The organism is Sorangium sp. So ce185, assembly GCF_051526825.1.
In the GTDB taxonomy this organism is placed as follows: Bacteria; Myxococcota_A; Polyangia; order Polyangiales; family Polyangiaceae; genus Sorangium; species Sorangium cellulosum_D.
Genome location: NZ_CP150316.1, coordinates 9,697,323 through 9,713,472, shown reverse-complemented (window position 1 = coordinate 9,713,472; position 16,150 = coordinate 9,697,323). Strand labels below are relative to the sequence as shown.

14 protein-coding genes are annotated in these 16,150 nt (G+C 72.4%); 9 read left to right on the top strand and 5 right to left on the bottom strand.

Annotated features, from left to right (window positions below):
* Positions 1 to 91 precede the first annotated feature (91 nt).
* The 4 genes from WMF26_RS35625 (at position 92) to WMF26_RS35610 (ending at position 4,353) form a co-directional block, all read left to right on the top strand.
* Entirely contained in the window at positions 92 to 1,540 is a 1,449-nt protein-coding gene (locus WMF26_RS35625; protein ID WP_061621865.1) for an AgmX/PglI C-terminal domain-containing protein, read from the top strand.
* Between the two features lie 211 nt (positions 1,541 to 1,751).
* The gene (locus tag WMF26_RS35620; protein WP_020738962.1) at positions 1,752 to 2,327 is read left to right on the top strand and encodes a hypothetical protein; all 576 of its coding nucleotides are present in this window, start codon (positions 1,752 to 1,754) and stop codon (positions 2,325 to 2,327) included.
* Between the two features lie 38 nt (positions 2,328 to 2,365).
* The gene (locus WMF26_RS35615; protein WP_437996350.1) at positions 2,366 to 3,760 is read left to right on the top strand and encodes a hypothetical protein; all 1,395 of its coding nucleotides are present in this window, start codon (positions 2,366 to 2,368) and stop codon (positions 3,758 to 3,760) included.
* The gene (locus WMF26_RS35610) at positions 3,760 to 4,353 is read left to right on the top strand and encodes a polysaccharide biosynthesis/export family protein (RefSeq protein WP_061621867.1); all 594 of its coding nucleotides are present in this window, start codon (positions 3,760 to 3,762) and stop codon (positions 4,351 to 4,353) included. Before WMF26_RS35615 ends, WMF26_RS35610 begins: the two co-directional genes overlap by 1 nt.
* Before the next feature lie 76 nt (positions 4,354 to 4,429).
* Here WMF26_RS35610 and WMF26_RS35605 read toward each other — a convergent pair whose 3' ends face one another.
* Both WMF26_RS35605 and WMF26_RS35600 read right to left on the bottom strand, forming a co-directional pair.
* Positions 4,430 to 5,329: a PPC domain-containing DNA-binding protein gene (locus tag WMF26_RS35605; protein ID WP_437996349.1), complete on the bottom strand. Its 900-nt coding sequence runs from the start codon at positions 5,327 to 5,329 to the stop codon at positions 4,430 to 4,432.
* Positions 5,326 to 7,347, bottom strand: coding sequence for an OmpA family protein (locus WMF26_RS35600; RefSeq protein WP_437996348.1), 2,022 nt, complete (start codon positions 7,345 to 7,347; stop codon positions 5,326 to 5,328). Before WMF26_RS35600 ends, WMF26_RS35605 begins: the two co-directional genes overlap by 4 nt.
* Before the next feature lie 167 nt (positions 7,348 to 7,514).
* On the opposite strand from WMF26_RS35600, the gene WMF26_RS35595 reads away from it, so the two are divergent.
* From WMF26_RS35595 to WMF26_RS35585, 3 genes are all read left to right on the top strand, one after another.
* Positions 7,515 to 8,171 carry a Maf family protein gene (locus WMF26_RS35595; protein WP_437953959.1) on the top strand — a complete coding sequence of 219 codons (657 nt, stop codon included), beginning with the start codon at positions 7,515 to 7,517 and terminating at the stop codon, positions 8,169 to 8,171.
* Positions 8,168 to 9,718 carry a hypothetical protein gene (locus WMF26_RS35590; protein ID WP_437996347.1) on the top strand — a complete coding sequence of 517 codons (1,551 nt, stop codon included), beginning with the start codon at positions 8,168 to 8,170 and terminating at the stop codon, positions 9,716 to 9,718. Before WMF26_RS35595 ends, WMF26_RS35590 begins: the two co-directional genes overlap by 4 nt.
* 84 nt (positions 9,719 to 9,802) lie before the next feature.
* A complete protein-coding gene (locus WMF26_RS35585; protein ID WP_012238561.1) occupies positions 9,803 to 10,066 on the top strand; it encodes a hypothetical protein in 264 nt (87 codons plus the stop codon).
* Here the strand turns inward: WMF26_RS35585 and WMF26_RS35580 are convergent.
* Positions 10,047 to 11,069: an RluA family pseudouridine synthase gene (locus WMF26_RS35580; RefSeq protein WP_437996346.1), complete on the bottom strand. Its 1,023-nt coding sequence runs from the start codon at positions 11,067 to 11,069 to the stop codon at positions 10,047 to 10,049. The two genes, WMF26_RS35585 and WMF26_RS35580, sit on opposite strands and share 20 nt — an antisense overlap.
* A gap of 65 nt (positions 11,070 to 11,134) precedes the next feature.
* Positions 11,135 to 11,695, bottom strand: a complete 561-nt coding sequence (locus WMF26_RS35575; RefSeq protein WP_437996345.1) for an SMI1/KNR4 family protein — start codon at positions 11,693 to 11,695, stop codon at positions 11,135 to 11,137.
* A gap of 857 nt (positions 11,696 to 12,552) precedes the next feature.
* On the opposite strand from WMF26_RS35575, the gene WMF26_RS35570 reads away from it, so the two are divergent.
* Complete coding sequence (locus tag WMF26_RS35570) at positions 12,553 to 14,406, top strand: MopE-related protein (RefSeq protein ID WP_437996344.1); 1,854 nt, start codon at positions 12,553 to 12,555, stop codon at positions 14,404 to 14,406.
* 80 nt (positions 14,407 to 14,486) lie between these two features.
* Positions 14,487 to 15,008 carry a phosphohistidine phosphatase SixA gene (gene sixA / locus WMF26_RS35565; RefSeq protein ID WP_437332709.1) on the top strand — a complete coding sequence of 174 codons (522 nt, stop codon included), beginning with the start codon at positions 14,487 to 14,489 and terminating at the stop codon, positions 15,006 to 15,008.
* A gap of 24 nt (positions 15,009 to 15,032) precedes the next feature.
* On the opposite strand, the gene WMF26_RS35560 is transcribed toward sixA, so the two are convergent.
* Positions 15,033 to 16,067, bottom strand: a complete 1,035-nt coding sequence (locus WMF26_RS35560) for an AAA family ATPase (protein WP_061626895.1) — start codon at positions 16,065 to 16,067, stop codon at positions 15,033 to 15,035.
* Positions 16,068 to 16,150: the final 83 nt, after the last annotated feature.

The following is a 16,150-nucleotide window of genomic DNA, read 5'->3' as shown; positions in this document are numbered from 1 at the left end:
GGGCCCGCCGGGCCCTGGGGCGCGGCTCCGCCCGCCGCGCGCGACCGGCGTCGGCCCCTGCGTCGTCCCCTCTCTCCCGGAGTCCTTTGGAATGACCCAGCAGCACCCGCACCCCACCCCGTCGCGACCCGGCCAGCCCGGGCAGATGACCGCGGTCATGCGGGCGGTCGCACCGGTGACCGGCCCGAAGGTCCTCAGGATCGGCCTGGTCCAGGGGGGAAAGGTGATCGAGGAGCGCGTCATCAAGCAGCGCACCCACGTCACCATCGGGCCCAGCGAAAAGAGCATGTTCGTCATCCCGAGCAAGAGCATCCCGCCGAGCTTTCGGCTGTTCGAGCTCGTGGGCGGCGAGTACTTCCTCAATTTCCTGGACGGGATGACCGGCCGCGTCGCCTTCAAGGCCGGCGTCTCGGAGCTCTCCGCGCTCAAGTCGTCTGCCAAGCGCGTGGCCGTGGGCAATGCCCAGGCCTATCAGGTCCAGCTGAGCGAGGAGGCGCGCGGCAAGATCGTCGTGGGGGAGACGACGTTCCTGTTCCAGTTCGTCGCGCCGCCGCCGGTGCAGCCCAAGCCGCAGCTGCCCGTCTCGGTGAAGTCGGGGATCGCGAACGACATCGACTGGACGACCACGATTATCGCCGCGTTCTCGTTCCTGTTCCATTTCGGCGCCGTCGGGTCGATCTACTCCGACTGGATGGATCCGGTCGTCGATGATGAGGTCGACGTCGCGGCGCTGCTCGAGTCCGTCAAGCAGCTGCCCCCGCCGCCGGTGGTGGAGCAGCCGAAGGAGAACGCCGAGGCGCCGGCCGCGACGGCGGCGCCGACCGCCGAGGCGCCCAAGGCCGCGAGCGGCGGCGGGAACAAGGGCGCGGCCGCAAGCGCGGGGAAGGGCTCCGGCGGGATGAGCGACGCCCGCGCCTCGGCGCTCACCAACGAGCTCGCGCAGCTCGACATGCAGATGCTGGGCGCGCTCAATTCGAGCGGGAACGCGACGGCCAGCGTCTTGAGCTCCGGCGATGTGCCGACGGGCCTCCTCGAGAACGCGGCCGCCTCCGGGTCGGGCGTCGGCAAGGGGGGTGTGGCGGGATTGAACATGGGGGGCGCCGGTGGGGGCACCGTGCGACCTGGCGCCGCCGGCGGCGGCGGCCTTGCGACCATCGGCAACACCGGGACCAGCGGTCCGGCGACCGCCGGTTCGGCGCAGCAGGTCAAGGGACCGGTCGGCAACGCCCAGGTGGGCGGCCCCGCGGTCGCCGGCGGGAGCGTCTCGAACGCGCCCTCCGTCGTGGCTGGGATGACCGCTGGATTCCGCCGTTGCTACAATAAAGGGCTTCAGGAGGACCCGAGCATGAAGGGGTCGGTCCGGATCACCGCGAAGATCGGCCCGAACGGCGAGGTGCTCTCGGCGACCCCTTCCGGCGGCTCCGGCCTGTCCGGGACCGTGGTCTCCTGCGTGGTCGCGCGCGTCCAGAGCGCGCAATTCGCGCCGCCCGAGGGTGGCGGCGCGACGGTTGTGATTCCTGTCACCTTCGTCAGCCAATAGGCCCGACGCCACCCAGAGCCGTGGACAAGACGCAATCCTCTCCCTTCGCGTGAAGGTGAATGGCGTGATGCCGTCGCGCATCCAATGGGGAGAAACCTGGTACGGGTCCTCCCGACAGGGCGAGCTGCTGGCCGTTCGGCATGTTCATTGCGTTTTGACAACCACGTCTGCCCGCACTTATACTCCGCGGGCCTGACTTCCGGAGGCTCCGATGAAACGTGAACAGATCCCCGGCTTCGCAGCAGTTGCGCTGATCTCGGTCGTCATCGGCCACGGCATCGCTGCTGCGCAGGCGCAGACGGCGCCTCCGCCGGATGCGTCCGCGGGCCTCGCGCGGCAGGTGACGCTCTCGCCGGCCGAGCAGCTCGCGCAGAGCGAGACCTTCCTTGCTCGGATGGACGGGGCCCGGACGTCCGTTCGCCGCCAGCTCGAGACGGCCCGTTCGCAGCGAGACGTCGTGAAGACGCTCTGCTTGAACGACAAGCTGAATCAGATCGACGTCGCCATCCGCTCCGCCCGCGAGCGGCGGCAGGGCCTGGAGCTCGCGGTGAATCGGCGAGACGCCGATCTCTCCAATCACGAGTTCACGATCCTGACGGTCCTGCGCCAGCGCTCCGAGCAGCTGACGGCCGAGGCCAACCAGTGCATCGGCCAGGAAGCGGGCTATATCGGCGAGAGCGCCGTCAAGGTCGATATCGATGAGAACCTCCCCAAGGAGGATCCTTCCGAGTATCCCGTCAGCCAGATCATCATCGAGCCGCCTGCGTGCAGTAGCTGTTTTCGGTAGGCGACCGCCTCTCTCGGATTGCCACTGCCCAATAGGCGATGAAACCTCGTGACACCATAGTCGCTGCCGTATTCACACTAACTCTGTCCCCGGCGTTGGCCCTTGCGCAGGATCAGCCCTGGCTCAAGGATCGTCGCTACACCGAGGGCATCGGGATTCGCGCCGGCGATCTCGAGCTGCACCCGGGGATCGCCGCGGAGTTCGGCTACGACTCCAACTTCTTTCGCAGGGACGAAGAAGACGTGGCCAGCGCCGACGACATCGGGCCTGTCGGCTCGATGCGGCTCCGGATCACGCCTTCATTTTCGCTCTCGACGCTCAGCCAGCAGCGTCACGAGGTGACGCCCGACGCGCCGCCGCCGGACGTCGAGTTTCGCGCCGGCATCGCCGCGACCTACGATGACTTCTTCCCGGTCTCCGGGCCGGAGCGCGGGCAGGAGCGGCTCGGCCAGCAGCGGAACATCGGCGGCTCGCTCGACGCCAACCTGACGATCCTGCCCCAGCGCCCGTGGTCCGCGGTCCTCGACGCGTCGCTCGGCCGGACCATCGCTTCCTCGGACATCGGGATCTCCAACCAGAGCTTCCGGCGCGTCCACGCGGGCGCGGGAGCAGAGCTCGTGTGGACGCCGGGCGGCGGGCTGCTCGATTGGCGCCTTGGCTATCGCTTCGCGGGCACGTTCTTCGAGCTCGACGAGTACGAGAGCCTGACGAACATGCAGCACATCGTCCGGACGCGGGGGCGCTGGCGCTTCTTGCCGCGCACCGCGCTCATCTACGACGCGTCGCTCGGGTTCGTCGATTATCCGAATCCGGGCGCCCAGCTCTCCTCTCACCCGCTGCGCGCGCAGCTCGGGATCAACGGCCTCGTGACGTCGTCGTTCGGCCTCCTCGCGATGGCCGGCTGGGGCGCGAGCTTCTACACGCCGACCAACGACGGCGACGTCGTGCACGACTTCGACAGCGTCATCGGCCAGCTCGAGCTGAAGTGGTTCCTGACGCCGAATCCGTCGGCCGACCCTGCGGCGGCGACGCTCGCGCTCTCGTCGCTCTCGGCCGGCTTCACGCGCGACTTCCACGACAGCTTCCTCGCGAGCTACTTCGAGCGCGACCGCGGATACCTCAAGCTGACCTACTTCTTCGGCGGACGGTTCCTGCTCATCCTCGACGGCGGCGTGGCCGCCCACGTGTTCCCGGGGATCCCGGCGGATAACGGGCGCCTGGTCGCAGCCGAGGAGCCCTGGACGGACATCCGTATCGATGCCTCTCTGTTCGGCGAATACCGGTTCGCGGACTCTCTGGGGATCAACACCACGCTGCGGTATGGCAACAACATCAGCAGCACCGCGCTGACGATCCTCGACGAGTCCAACGCCCAGAACCATCTCGGATGGCAGCAGTTCGAAGCCTATCTGGGCGTGCGCTGGTTCATGTGATGCGACGCTCAGGTCGGTGGGCAGCCGCCTTCCTCGCGCTGGTGATCGCCGCCTGCTCGTCGCGCCAGCCCGGGCCGGTGAACCTTCCGCCTCCCGTGGAGGCGACGACGATCGGTGTCGGGGACGTGTTCGAGCTCCGCGTCGTCGGGGAAGACAAGCTGCCCACGACGTTCACCGTCGCGCCGGACGGCACCGTCGACTTCCCCTACGTGAAGCGACTCAAGGTGGCGGGCCTCGAGCCTCAGGAGGTGGCAGAGCTCGTCCGCGCGAAGCTCATGGAGGGGCAGGTCCTCACCGACCCCAGCGTGAGCGTGAGCATCAAGGAGTACAACTCGAAGCGGGTCGAGGTGCTCGGCGAGGTGCAGAAGCCCGGATCCCTGCCGCTCCAGCCTGGCATGACGCTGCTCCGCGCCATCTCGATGGCGGGCGGGTTCAACAGCATCGCGGACAAGGACCGGGTCACGATCCGCAGGAAGTCCCAGGGCAAGACCGTGTTCGCCACGGTCTCGGTCGAGGACATCATCGACAACAAGATCCCCGACGTGCCCCTGCAGGCAGGGGACTCGATCAACGTCGCCCAGCGCGTCTTCTGAGCGACGACGCGCCCGAGCGACGGCAAGCCGTCCGCCGCCGCTCGATCGACGTAGCGCGACGTAGCGCGCGGCGCGCTCAGTTCTTTCGCGCGAGGCGGAAGTGCTTCCGGCTCGTCGCCGGATCCACGGTGGGAGGCTCGATGCGGAGCATCGTCAGCGAGACCTCGCGCACGCGGCCGTCGCGCTCCTGGCGGAGGCGGATCCGCTCGCCGTCGGAGCTGATCACGGTGCACTCGCCGAAGTGGAAGTGGGTCACGCTGTCGCCCACTTCCGGATAGATCTCCTCCTCCTGGCGAGGGCGGACCGGGCGCTGCGGCAGCGGCACGGCCGCGGGCTCAGCGACCGAGGCCACCGGGCGAGCAGGCTCTGGAGCAGGGGCCGGCGGCGCTCCGCGGGGCGGCTCGGCGGCTGGCGGCGGGGCCGCAGCGCGGGGCGGCTCGGCGACCTGCGCCGGAGGCGCCGCGCGCGCCGGCTCGGCGGCCTGCGCCGGAGGCGCCAGCCGGGGCGTCTCGCTCGCGATCGCCGGGATGGCGGTCGGCTGGGCCACGAGCTGCATGAGGCCCGTCCGATCGTCGAACGCCCGCGCGAGGGGCAGATCGTCGAACGCCGTGACGCGGAGCTCGAGCCCGTAAACCCGAGCCCAGACGAGCTCGCCGGCGGCGAGCTGGAGACCGACGCCAGACTCGCGGGCGAGCGTGGCCGACAGGCGCAGCGAGGTCTCGCCCTGCTGGAGCGCGACGCTCCCGGAGAGCGCCACCACGTCGCACGGCCCCTCGAGGACGCGCGTCTTCGCGTAGGCGCGGGAAGCTTGATCGAACAGCGCGATCTCCGCCTTCTCGAGCGAGCCGATCCCCTCGATCCAGCCGGCGCGCGCCTCGGCCTCGTCGAGGGCGCGCACGAGCGCCGCTGGGAGCTCCTCGCCCCGATCGAGGCGGATGATCAAATGACGGGCACGGCGTGCCTCGAGGACATTCATCGCAGTTTCTTTTCTCCGGTCGTCGAGGAGGCTGCGCCCGGAGCACGGCGGGCTTCTTCCGAGCGCCGAGCGCGGGTCGCCGTCACCTCGATCTGGGGCGCGCCTTTCGCGCGCATGGCTGATGTGTCGCCAGCGGCGGCCGTGATCCGGTCCGCCGGGATACCTGCGCTGGCGAGGAGCTCCTTGACGGCGCTCGCGCGCGCGCCGGCGAGCTCGATCGCGCGCGCGGACGAGTCGCCCTGGCGATCGGGGTAGACCTCCACGATGACGACGTCGAGGGGCATGCGCCCGCGCATGAGCTGGGCGATCATGCCGATCTGCGCCGCCAGGGCCGGCGGTACCCGCGCGCTGCCCGCGGGGAAGCGGGCCAGGCCGTCGAGGAGGACCCGATCGCCGGACCACTGCGGCAGCGACCTGGCCGTCGGCTCGGGGCAGCCGTCGGCGTCGTTCGCGCCGTCGATCGTCTCGGCCGTCACGGGGCACGCGTCGGCCGCGTCGGCCACGCCGTCCTCGTCGTTGTCGGGATCGGGGCAGCCGTCGTCGTCCTGGAAGCCGTCGCGATCCTCGGGTGCGTCCGGGCACCTGTCGACGGCGTCAGGGACCTGGTCCAGGTCGTTGTCGGGATCGGGACAGCCGTCGTCGTCCCTGAAGCCGTCGACATCCTCCGCGCCGTTCGGGCACGTGTCGCGCTGGTCCGGGATCCCGTCCTCGTCGTTGTCGGGATCGGGGCAGCCGTCGCTGTCCTGGAAGCCGTCGCGATCCTCGGCGGCGTTGCGGCAGGCGTCGGCGTCGTCCGGGACGCCGTCGCCGTCGTCGTCGGCGTCGGGGCAGCCGTCGCCGTCCTGGAAGCCGTCGATCGTCTCGGCCTCGTCCCGGCACCGATCGCGGCCGTCGGGGATCCGATCGCCGTCGTTGTCCGGGTCGGGGCAGCCGTCGCCGTCCTGGAAGCCGTCGCGATCCTCCGCGACGGTCGGGCACGCGTCGTCGCGATCCAGGACGCCGTCGGCGTCCGCGTCGCGCCCCATCGGCGCATAGCGCAGCCCCAGGTTGAACCGGAAGCGAGGCGCGGTGAGCGTGCCCTCGGCGGAGAACGGGATGGCGCTCCCGCCGCCGGCGGACAGCGAGACGTCGCCGGCGAGGAACGGAGCGCTCGTCGCCGAGAGGATCCACTCCGCGGGCACCAGCGCCGCGTCGCGGGCGGGCTGCTCGGCGAGCGTGTAGAGGGCGAACGCCTCCGCTGACGCCGTGAGCCAGCGGCCCGGGAGCACGTCGACCGCAGCGCCGACGGCGCCGAGGAGCTGCGAGCCGATCTCGACGTCGTACACCGCGCTCGATCCGCGGATCCGGGCCCCGACCTCGGCCGCGAGCCGGAGGTCGCCGAGCTGGTACGCCGCGGCGGCGGTCGGCGCGAGCGTGACCGTCCCGGCGCTGGCGAACGCGGCCTTGTCGCCGGTGGGCAGGCCGAGCTCGAGGCGCGCTGCGAGCGAGAAGCCGTCGAGGGGGCCGCTCCGGGGCGGCGGCACGATCGCGAACGCCGCGCCGAGGCGCGCGTCGCGCATCACGCTGCGGTGCAGCACCGCGTCGGTGCCGAGGACGTCGGCGAAGCCCGCGCCGTCCTGGTACAGCGTGACGGGCGCGGCGACCGTGACCTCGAGGCGATCGGTGAGCCCGAGCGACCACACGAAGGTCGCGTCGACGATGTTGTCGAGCACGTGGACGACCGTCCCGCCGGGGTCAGGCGAGGCGACGCGCAGGCCCGCCGGCCGCGACAGGTAGCTCGCCACGAGGCCGAACGAGGCCTTCGCGCTCGGCGCCGTCCCCGTGCTCCCCACGGCGAAGAAGGGGCCGCCGCCCGCGTGGGGCCAGAGGTTGTCGGCGTCGATGCAGGTCGACAGCCCGTGCGCCGGCGCGCACTCGTCCGCGCGCGCCGGCCCCGGAAGGAGCGCCGCCATGAAAAAACCGGAGGCCACCAGCAGCGGGAGGCTTGATCGTGCCGGCACCCTCCAATTGGCGCGCATCGCGCCCGACCCTCTACTACTGCCGGGGTGAGAGTCAAAACAGCAATCGTCTCGGCGCGATCTGGGGGCACCCGACGCTCCGTCGGCGCGCTGCGCTCCGCGGTCGGTCCCGCGCCGTGCTACGACCACGCCCGGCCGGGGCCGGCGCCGCCGGCGCCCGCACGACCATGATAGACGACGCGCACCCGCTCCTGCTCGGCTCCGGCTCGCCGCGCCGGCGAGAGATCCTGACCACGCTCGGCCTGCCTCTCCGCGTGGCGGCGGCCGAGGTCGACGAGGCGGGCCGCCCCGGGGAGGGGGCCGCGGCTTACCTCGGGCGGGTCACCCTGGCGAAGCTCGCGGCCGCGCGGCGCCTGCAGCAGGCGGTCGGGGCCGGCGCGATCCTCGTGGCCGACACCTCGGTCATCCTCGGCGACTCCATCCTCGGCAAGCCCCGGGACGAGGGCGACGCGCGCGCCATGCTCCGCGCCCTCTCGGGCCGCGAGCACCAGGTCTGGACCCGGTTCGCCATCGCCGGCGCCGAGGCCGATCTCGCGCCCGCGGCCGCCCCGGGCCGCGCCGAGGCCCTCCACGCGGAGACGGTCGTGACGCGGGTGCGCTTCCGCGCGCTCGACGACGACGAGGTCGCGTCGTACGCGGCGACCGGCGAGGGGCTCGACAAGGCCGGCGCTTACGCGATCCAGGGGATCGGCGCGTTCGCCGTCGCGGGCATCGAGGGCTCGTACTCCAACGTGGTCGGCCTGCCGGCGTGCGAGGTCGTCGCGGCGCTGCGCGCCGCCGGCTTGCTCGCGCGCTTCCCGCTGTCGCCCGCGCGCTCGTCATGAGCGACGACGCCGCGATGGCCGCGCGCCGCCGTGACGGGGGCGCGATCTTCGCCCTCGCCCTCGCCGCGCGGATCGCCGTCGTCGCCTGGGCGGCCGGGCGATTCCCGCCCACCGCCGACGGCACCTACTACCACCGCATCGCCGAGCGGATCGCGGCGGGGCTCGGCTACACGTGGCTCTGGCCCGACGGCGTCGTCACGTACGCCGCGCATTATCCGGTCGGCTACCCGGGCGCCGTCGGCGCGCTGTACGCGGTGTTCGGCGCGCGCCCTGCGGTCGCCATGCTGCTCAACGCCGTCGTCGGCGCGCTCGCGGCGCTCGCGGTTCACCGCCTGGCGGTCCGCGCCGCGCCGCGCTCGCGCGCCATACCGGCGCTCTCGGGCGCGCTCGTCGCGCTCCACCCCGGGCTCGTCGCGTACACCCCGGCCGTCATGACCGAGGGCGTCACCGGCTCGCTCGTCGCCTGCGCGGCGTGGGCATCGGCGCGGGCGCGCGAGCGCCGCCCGGCGCTGGCCCCGTTCGCCGTCCTCGGGCTGCTCGTCGGCGCCGCCACCCTCGTCCGGCCGCAGGCGCTCCTGCTCGCGCCCCTCTTCGCCGGCCTCGCCCTCCTCGGCGCTCCGCGCGGCGACGGCGCCCGCCTCCGCGGGTCCCTCGCCGCGGGCGCGGCGCCCGTCGCCGTCACCGTCCTCGCGGCGCTCCTCGTGTGCGCGCCGTGGACCGCGCGCAACTGCGCGCGGATGAACCAGTGCGCGCTGGTCAGCGTGAACGGCGGCTGGAACCTCCTCATCGGCGCGGACCCGGCCTCCACCGGCGCCTGGGCGCCCATCCAGGTGCCCGAGGCGTGCCGTGAGGTCTTCGACGAGGCCGGCAAGGACGCGTGCTTCGGCCGAGAGGCGCGCCGCTACATCGCGGAGCACCCAGGCGCATGGCTCGGCCTCGTGCCCCGGAAGCTCGCGGCGACGTTCGACTATTGCGGCGCGGCCGGGTGGTACCTGCACGCGTCGAACCCGGCGGCCTTCACCGAGGACGACAAGGTCGCGCTCGGCGCCGTCGAGACGGTCTTCGAGCGCCTCGTCCTGCTCTGCGCGCTCGTGTGGGCAGCGCGCAAGCCCGCGCCGGCGCCCGGCGCGCTCGCCGCGCCTCACCCCGACGACCGCGCTCGCGGTCCCTCGCTCGCGCAGCGGGCGCTCGTGCCTGCCCGGCTCGCGCTGTTCGCGCTGGGGGTCGTCGCCGCGCTGCACGTCCACGCATGGGTGGGCTACCTCGCGCTCCTCGGCCTGGCGCTGCTCCAGGGTCGCGCGCTGCTCCGGGCGCCGGTGCTCGCGCTCTCGGCGCTCGCCGTCCTCGCCGCAACCGCGGCCACCCACGCGGTGTTCTTCGGGGCCGGGCGCTACGCGCTCGTCGCCTTCCCGCTCCTCTCGGGGCTCGCCGCCCTCGCCGCGGCGCGCCAGAGCCCGGAGCAGCCGCGCGCCGGCGCGCCGCACCCCGCGGGCGGCGCGCCCTCCGCGCCGCCGCTCGGGCGCGGGTCGAACGACGAGCTACTTTGACAGCGCCGCCCGGGCTGCTGCATCCTAGGCGCCCGCCGGCTCGGGAGCGCGTGCCCCCGGCCGGCGAACCTGGAGGAGAGACGGATGCCCTTGATTGAAACGGAAGAGGCGGCGCGACGCCTCGCGCGCGCCATCGCAAGCGATCTCTCGCTCTACAACGAGGAGAAGATCGTGCAGGGCATCCAGCAGGATGACCTCTTCACGGTCCTCTCCGAGGAGATCGAGGAGGGCCGCGCCCTCTACAAGAGCCGCGTCTCGCCGGATCTCTACCAGAAGAATTTTTACGACCGCGCCCTCGTGGACATCCTGATCAAGTCCAAGGGCCACATCAAATCGAAGATCTGGTAGCGAGCCTCCGCAGCTGGTCGAGCGCCCTGCGCATGTCCTCGGGCAGCGCGCTCTCCCAGCGCACCGGCCTCTGCGTGGCGGGGTGGATGAACCCGAGCACGCGCGCGTGCAGGGCCTGCCGCCCGAGCTCCTCCGCGATCGCCCGTACGGCCGGCTTCTTCGGCGGCTTGCCGTAGAGGGGGTCGCCGAGGACGGGCGTCCTGCCGCGCTCGGCGAGGTGCACCCGGATCTGATGGGTGCGGCCCGTCTCGAGCGAGCAGGCCACGACCGTCGCCGCGTCGCCGAGCCGCTCGAGCACGCGGACGTGGGTCACCGCGCGGCGCGGCGCCGCGCCGCCCGCGCCGGGGTCGCTGCGGATCCACGACGTGAAGCGGAGCCTGTCGGTCGGGTGGCGGCCGTGGAGCGTGTCGTAGGTGGCGTCTCGCGCCTCGCCCGCCACGATCGCCGCGTACTCGCGCTCGATCTCGTGCCTCGCGAACCGCGCCTTCAGCGCCTCGCGGGTGGGCTCGTCCTTGGCCACGACGAGCAGGCCGCTCGTGCCTCGGTCGAGCCTGTGCACGATCCCGGGGCGGACATGGCCCATGGGGTCGCGCGGATCGGCCGGCGCCAGGGCGAACCCGGGCAGGGCGAGCAACCCGTTGACCAGCGTGCCCGACGCGTGCCCGCGCGCCGGATGCACGACGAGCCCCGCCGGCTTGTCGATGACGAGCAGGTGCTCGTCCTCGTACACCACCGGGATGGCCACGCCGGGATCGGCCATCGCTGCGGACGGCGACGGCTCCTCCGGCCGGACATCGACCAGGGCGCCCGAGCGCACCGCCACCGACGCGCGCGCGGGCTCCCCGTCGACGAGGACCCGACCGGCGGCGATCCACCGCTGCACCGCCGCGCGCGAGGTCGCGCGGCCGGCGCGCTCCATCAGGTGGACGACGAGCTTGTCGAGGCGGTCGTGAGGGTCGCCGTCGTCCACCCGAAAGTGGAGCGCTTCCGCACCGGCAGCCATCGCGTTCGTCACGGGCGTCGTTCACGGCCGAGCGGCGCCAGCCGAGCGGCGTCGCTGCCGCGCGATCAATACTCCGTATCGCCCTCGTCGTCCTCTTCGGCGGTCCCGAGCTCGGGGTTGAGGGCGACGTGCGACTCGAGGTCCTCGAGCCGCTGCGCTTCGGACAGCCTGGCGAGGCCGCACTGCTCGACGAGGTACAGGTCGAACGCCGTGTAGCGCGGGAAGACGCGGACGTTGGTGTCCTCGTTGTCGAGGCCGAGGATGACGAGCTCGCCGTCCCGCCTGGCCTCGCCGAGGTAGAGCGCGTTCCACGGGTGGCCGGGGAGGTTGGGCAGCCGCACGACCTTGCCCCGGAGGCGCGACTCGGTCCAGCCGAGGTCGGTCTTCGCCTCCGCCAGCTTGCGGACCGAGGTGAGCTTCGGCCGCGGCGCCGACGGATCCTGGCCGAAGCGATGCCGCCCCTTGAACCGCGGGCCCAGGCTATCGAGGGTGAAATCGAACTCCAGGAACGCCCGCAGCGTGGGCGGCAGCTCGACCATCAACTTCGACTCGAGCGCATCGAGCGCCGCCTGGCTCGCTCCCACGGCGCCATGGCTGGAGGGGCGCTTCTTCAGTTGCGCGATCACCCGATGCACAAGCTCAACGCCACGTTCGATCGATGCCATGGTTCCACGGGCCGCGGTTGCGCGGCGTTCTTCAGGACCCAAAGGGCCTCACTGGGGCCGCGTTCTCGGCCCCGGTTGTTGCGGGCTCGTCGCGCGCTCGGGCGGCACTCTACATCAGCCGACCGGGAGCGCGTCCCTCTATGGTGCCTACCGGTCCGGTCCGCTCGGTGTCAACCCGCGATCGCACCTGCTGTCGATCATTCATCCGCGGGCATCCGCAGGAAGCGGCCGAGCGGCGCCTCCCTTGGTCCCCCGCGCGCCCGTCACCCACGCCTCGACGAGCGAGGTCCGCCTCGCTCCCGTGAGCGGAGGGTACGCCGCGCCCGCCAGATCAGGACGACGACCGCGCCGAGCACCACGGTCGCGCCGACCGCCAGGATGACCCATTGTGGCGCAGGATAACGGCCGCGCTGCAGGCCAGGAGGCGGCCGCTCGACCTCGATCTGGAGCTGCGCGCCCACGGGGCCTCGTTACACGCGGACGCGTCGACCCGCAACTGATCCGCGGCGTGAGCCGGCCGGATTCGGCGCGTCACCCCACCCGCCGGCCGCCCGCCGCCTCCCGGTGCCCAGCCACGCAAGGGCGACGCGGCAGGCCGCACGGATATGCAAGCAGCCGGTCGGCGCCAAGGGATCAAAACTTGCCTTCATGGAAACTCGGGCGTGTACATTGAAGCGACGCGTGGGCACCCTGCGGCCGGTGCGAGAGGGTGAGAGATGAAGCCGGGCTCTTCAGCATGGGTCGGGGAGGCGCGTCGGCGGTCCCCTGGGATTCGACGATTCCTCTTCGCGATCGCGGCGTGGTCGGCTCTCGGGGGGATGGCGGGGGCGTGCGGCCGGACGAGCCTCCTCGAGCTCCCGGGGGCCGACGTCGGCGGGCTCGGAGGCGGCGGGGGCGGTCCGACCAGCGCGAGCGCGTCGACGTCGTCGAACGGCGGCGGCTTCGGAGGCTTCGCGGCGTGCGGCGGCGACGCGGACTGCGACGACGGCGACGCCTGCACCCGCGACAGCTGCGTGGACGAGCGCTGCGACCACGCGCCCCGCGACGACGACGAGGACGGCGTGGGCCCGACGATCTGCGGCGGGAGCGACTGCAACGACTTCAACCCGTCCGTCTTCCCGGGCGCTCCGGAGATCTGCACGGACGCGGCGGACAACGACTGCAACGGCGTGAGCGACTGCTTCGATCCCGCGTGCGCCGCAGGACAGGACTGCGGCTGCACCCCGCGCCCCGGCGGTGAGCGCTGCGACAACGGCGTCGACGACGACTGCGACACGCTCGTCGACTGCTTCGACGCGGACTGCTCGGGGACCCGCGCCTGCGCCTGCTCCGCCTCCGAGACCGGGGCGTGCGGCAACGGGGTCGACGACGACTGCGACGGCACCTTCGACTGCGACGACGGCGACTGCGGCTCCGACCCGCGGTGCGCCTGCAGCGCGATCGGTGAGCGCTGCGACAACCGTACGGACGACGACTGCGACCTCCTTGTCGACTGCGCCGACCCGGACTGCCGCAGCAGCTTTCCTTGCGTGTGCCAGCCGCCCGGCTCGCTGGAGCGATGCGACGACGGCCAGGACAACGACTGCGACGGGCGCGTCGACTGCGCGGATCCGCAGTGCATCACCGCGCCGGCCTGCGAGGTCTGCGTGCCGGAGGTCTGCGACGACGGCGTCGACAACGACTGCGATGAGCACATCGACTGCGCCGACACCGCCTGCGTGTTCGCGCCGAGCTGCGAGCCGACGCCGGAGCAGTGCAACAACGATCTCGACGACGACCGCGACGCCCTGATCGACTGCCAGGATCCGGACTGCGCGAACAGCCCGGTGTGCGTGCTCGAGCAGGCGAACTGCCTCTCGCCGAAGCGCATCCCCGGGACCGGCACCTACACGGGGGACACCACCGGCCACGTGAGCGAGACCCGGGGCGCGTGCGGCGGCGACGCCGGCGAGGCGGTCTTCTACTTCGTGCTCACCGCGCCGTCGCGCGTGCACCTCGACACGCGCGGGTCGAGCTTCGACACGACGCTCTACGTCCGCACCGGCATCTGCAACACCGGCCGGGAGATCGGCTGCGATGACGACAGCGGCGGCGGGTCGTGGGCCTCCCGGCTCGACTTCGTCATCCTCTACCCGGGCACGTACTTCGTCTTCCTCGACGGCTTCACGGTCGATCCCTTCGGCGGCGCGAACGAGGGCCCCTTCGCGCTCAACGTCGAGATCGTCCCGAACCCGAGCGAGATCTGCGACGACGATCTCGACAACGACGGCGACCACTACGTCGACTGCGCCGATCCGGACTGCGGCGCCTTCGGGCCCTGCCGCGGCTGTGCGGGCGGCGCCGCGCCCGGCCCCGAGTTCGGGACCGCCGCGTGCACCGACGGGATCGACAACGACTGCGACGGCGCGCTCGACTGCGCCGACGAGGACTGCAGCGCAAGCGACTTTTACGTGACGGAGTGCTGCGACGGCCGCGATGACAACGGCAACGGGATCCCCGACGATTTCAGCTGCCGATGCGCCTCGGACGCGGATTGCGACGCGGGGCAGATCTGCTACACGCACACGGCGTACACGTGCGGTTTGCCCTGCAACAGCTTCTTCGGGAGCATTTGTCCCTTCGTGGCGCCGGGCTCGCACTGCAACGACGCGACCAGCCAGTGCGAGTTCTGAGGGCCCGCGGGCCGGCGCCTTCGCCGGCGCCGCGCGCACGGCGCTCCCCTGCTGGCGGTCGCCCGGGCTAAGGTCACGCCATGGAGATCCTCATCATCCGCCATGGGCAGGCCGTGGATGACGCGCCTGACCTCGGCGACGCCGGTCGCTGGCTCACGGGCAAGGGTCGCAAGGTGACCCGGCGCGTCGCGAAGTGGCTCGCGAAGCAGAAGGGCCGACGCCCTGCGGCGATCTGGACGAGCCCCCTCGTTCGCTCGGTGCAGACCGCGGAGATCATCGCCGAGGCTGCCGAGCTGACCGACGACGTCTCCGTCATCGCCGAGCTCTCTCCCTCGCGAGACACCGCCGAAATACTCCGCCTGCTCTCGCAGTATCAGGGGGCTCAGCCGCTGGCGCTCGTGGGGCACGAGCCCTCGCTGTCGGCGCTTGTGACATCGCTGCTCGGCGACGTCGGCTGGACGGGCCTGAAGAAGAGCGGCGTCGTCGCCGTGAGCTGGGACGGGCGTGGGCCGGGTACGCTGCGCTTCGCGCTGGATCTGAAGGCCATGAAGGCGGTCGACCCGGTGAAGGAAGCGCAGCAGCAGGCGCCTCGCTCCCGCTGAGCGCCGCCCGCGCCTCGGCGCCGCTCAGCGCACCGACCGCTCCACGGCGCTCAGCACGTCGACGTCGCGCACGCCGTCCGCTTCGGCGCGGTACGACAGCACGATCCGGTGCCGCAGCGCCGGGATCAGCAGGGCCCTCACGTCGTCCACGTCGGCCGCTGCTTCGCCGCGGAGCGCCGCGCGCGCCTTGGCCGCGATCACGAGCGCCTGGCTCCCGCGCGGCCCTGCGCCGTAGCGCACGTAGTCCCGGACCTCCTGCGCGGCGCGGTCGGTCCCCGGCCGCGTCGCCCTCGCGAGGCGCACCGCGAGGTCCACGGCCTCGTCGGTCACCGGGATCCGCGGGATGAGCCGGCCGATCGCCCGCACCTCGGCCGCCCTGAGCACCGCCTCGATCGCGGGCGGCTTCCCCGACGTCGTCCTCCGCGCCACCTCGCGCTCCTCGGCCTCGCTCGGGTAGGTGACGTGGATCTCGAGCAGGAAGCGGTCGAGCTGCGCCTCGGGCAGCGGGTACGTCCCCTCCTGCTCGATCGGGTTTCGCGTCGCGAACACCTGGAAGGGGTCGGGGAGGGCGTGCGTGGTGGTCCCGACGGTCACCTTGCGCTCCTGCATCGCCTCCAGCAGCGCCGCCTGCGTCTTCGGCGGCGTCCGGTTCACCTCGTCCGCGAGGACGAGGTTGTGGAAGATGGGCCCGGGCTGGAAGCGCAGGCTCCGGGAGCCGTGCTGCTCGTGCAGCACGTCGGTCCCCGTGATGTCGGCGGGCAGCAGGTCCGGCGTGAACTGGACGCGCCCGAAGCTGAGGTCGAGCGCCTTGGCGAGCGACGACACGAGCAGCGTCTTGGCCAGCCCCGGGACGCCGACGAGCAGCGCGTGCCCGCGCGCGGCGAGCGTGATCAGCATGGCCTCGACAACGTCGTCCTGCCCGACCACCGCCGCCGCGATCGCCGAGCGGAGCCGCTTGGCGCCTTCCGCTGTGCGCTCGAGGAGCGCGGCATCCGAGAGGGAGCTCGACCCCTCGTCGGCGGTCGTCTCGGCGTCGTTCCTGTGCTCGGGATCGCTCATAGGGCCAGGGCTCGTACCCCGAGGCCGCGATGCCGACAAGGACCCGGCGGCGCCGGCGCTCACCGCGGCGGATCCTGCTCCGT

Excerpts from the sequence above, each read along its gene's own strand:
- WMF26_RS35625 (WP_061621865.1), top strand. The coding sequence starts at position 92 with ATGACCCAGCAGCACCCGCACCCCACCCCGTCGCGACCCGGCCAGCCC.
- WMF26_RS35620 (WP_020738962.1), top strand. The coding sequence starts at position 1,752 with ATGAAACGTGAACAGATCCCCGGCTTCGCAGCAGTTGCGCTGATCTCG.
- WMF26_RS35615 (WP_437996350.1), top strand. The coding sequence starts at position 2,366 with ATGAAACCTCGTGACACCATAGTCGCTGCCGTATTCACACTAACTCTG.
- WMF26_RS35610 (WP_061621867.1), top strand. The coding sequence starts at position 3,760 with ATGCGACGCTCAGGTCGGTGGGCAGCCGCCTTCCTCGCGCTGGTGATC.
- WMF26_RS35605 (WP_437996349.1), bottom strand. The coding sequence starts at position 5,329 with ATGAATGTCCTCGAGGCACGCCGTGCCCGTCATTTGATCATCCGCCTC.
- WMF26_RS35600 (WP_437996348.1), bottom strand. The coding sequence starts at position 7,347 with ATGCGCGCCAATTGGAGGGTGCCGGCACGATCAAGCCTCCCGCTGCTG.
- WMF26_RS35595 (WP_437953959.1), top strand. The coding sequence starts at position 7,515 with ATGATAGACGACGCGCACCCGCTCCTGCTCGGCTCCGGCTCGCCGCGC.
- WMF26_RS35590 (WP_437996347.1), top strand. The coding sequence starts at position 8,168 with ATGAGCGACGACGCCGCGATGGCCGCGCGCCGCCGTGACGGGGGCGCG.
- WMF26_RS35585 (WP_012238561.1), top strand. The coding sequence starts at position 9,803 with ATGCCCTTGATTGAAACGGAAGAGGCGGCGCGACGCCTCGCGCGCGCC.
- WMF26_RS35580 (WP_437996346.1), bottom strand. The coding sequence starts at position 11,069 with ATGGCTGCCGGTGCGGAAGCGCTCCACTTTCGGGTGGACGACGGCGAC.
- WMF26_RS35570 (WP_437996344.1), top strand. The coding sequence starts at position 12,553 with ATGGCGGGGGCGTGCGGCCGGACGAGCCTCCTCGAGCTCCCGGGGGCC.
- sixA (WP_437332709.1), top strand. The coding sequence starts at position 14,487 with ATGGAGATCCTCATCATCCGCCATGGGCAGGCCGTGGATGACGCGCCT.
- WMF26_RS35560 (WP_061626895.1), bottom strand. The coding sequence starts at position 16,067 with ATGAGCGATCCCGAGCACAGGAACGACGCCGAGACGACCGCCGACGAG.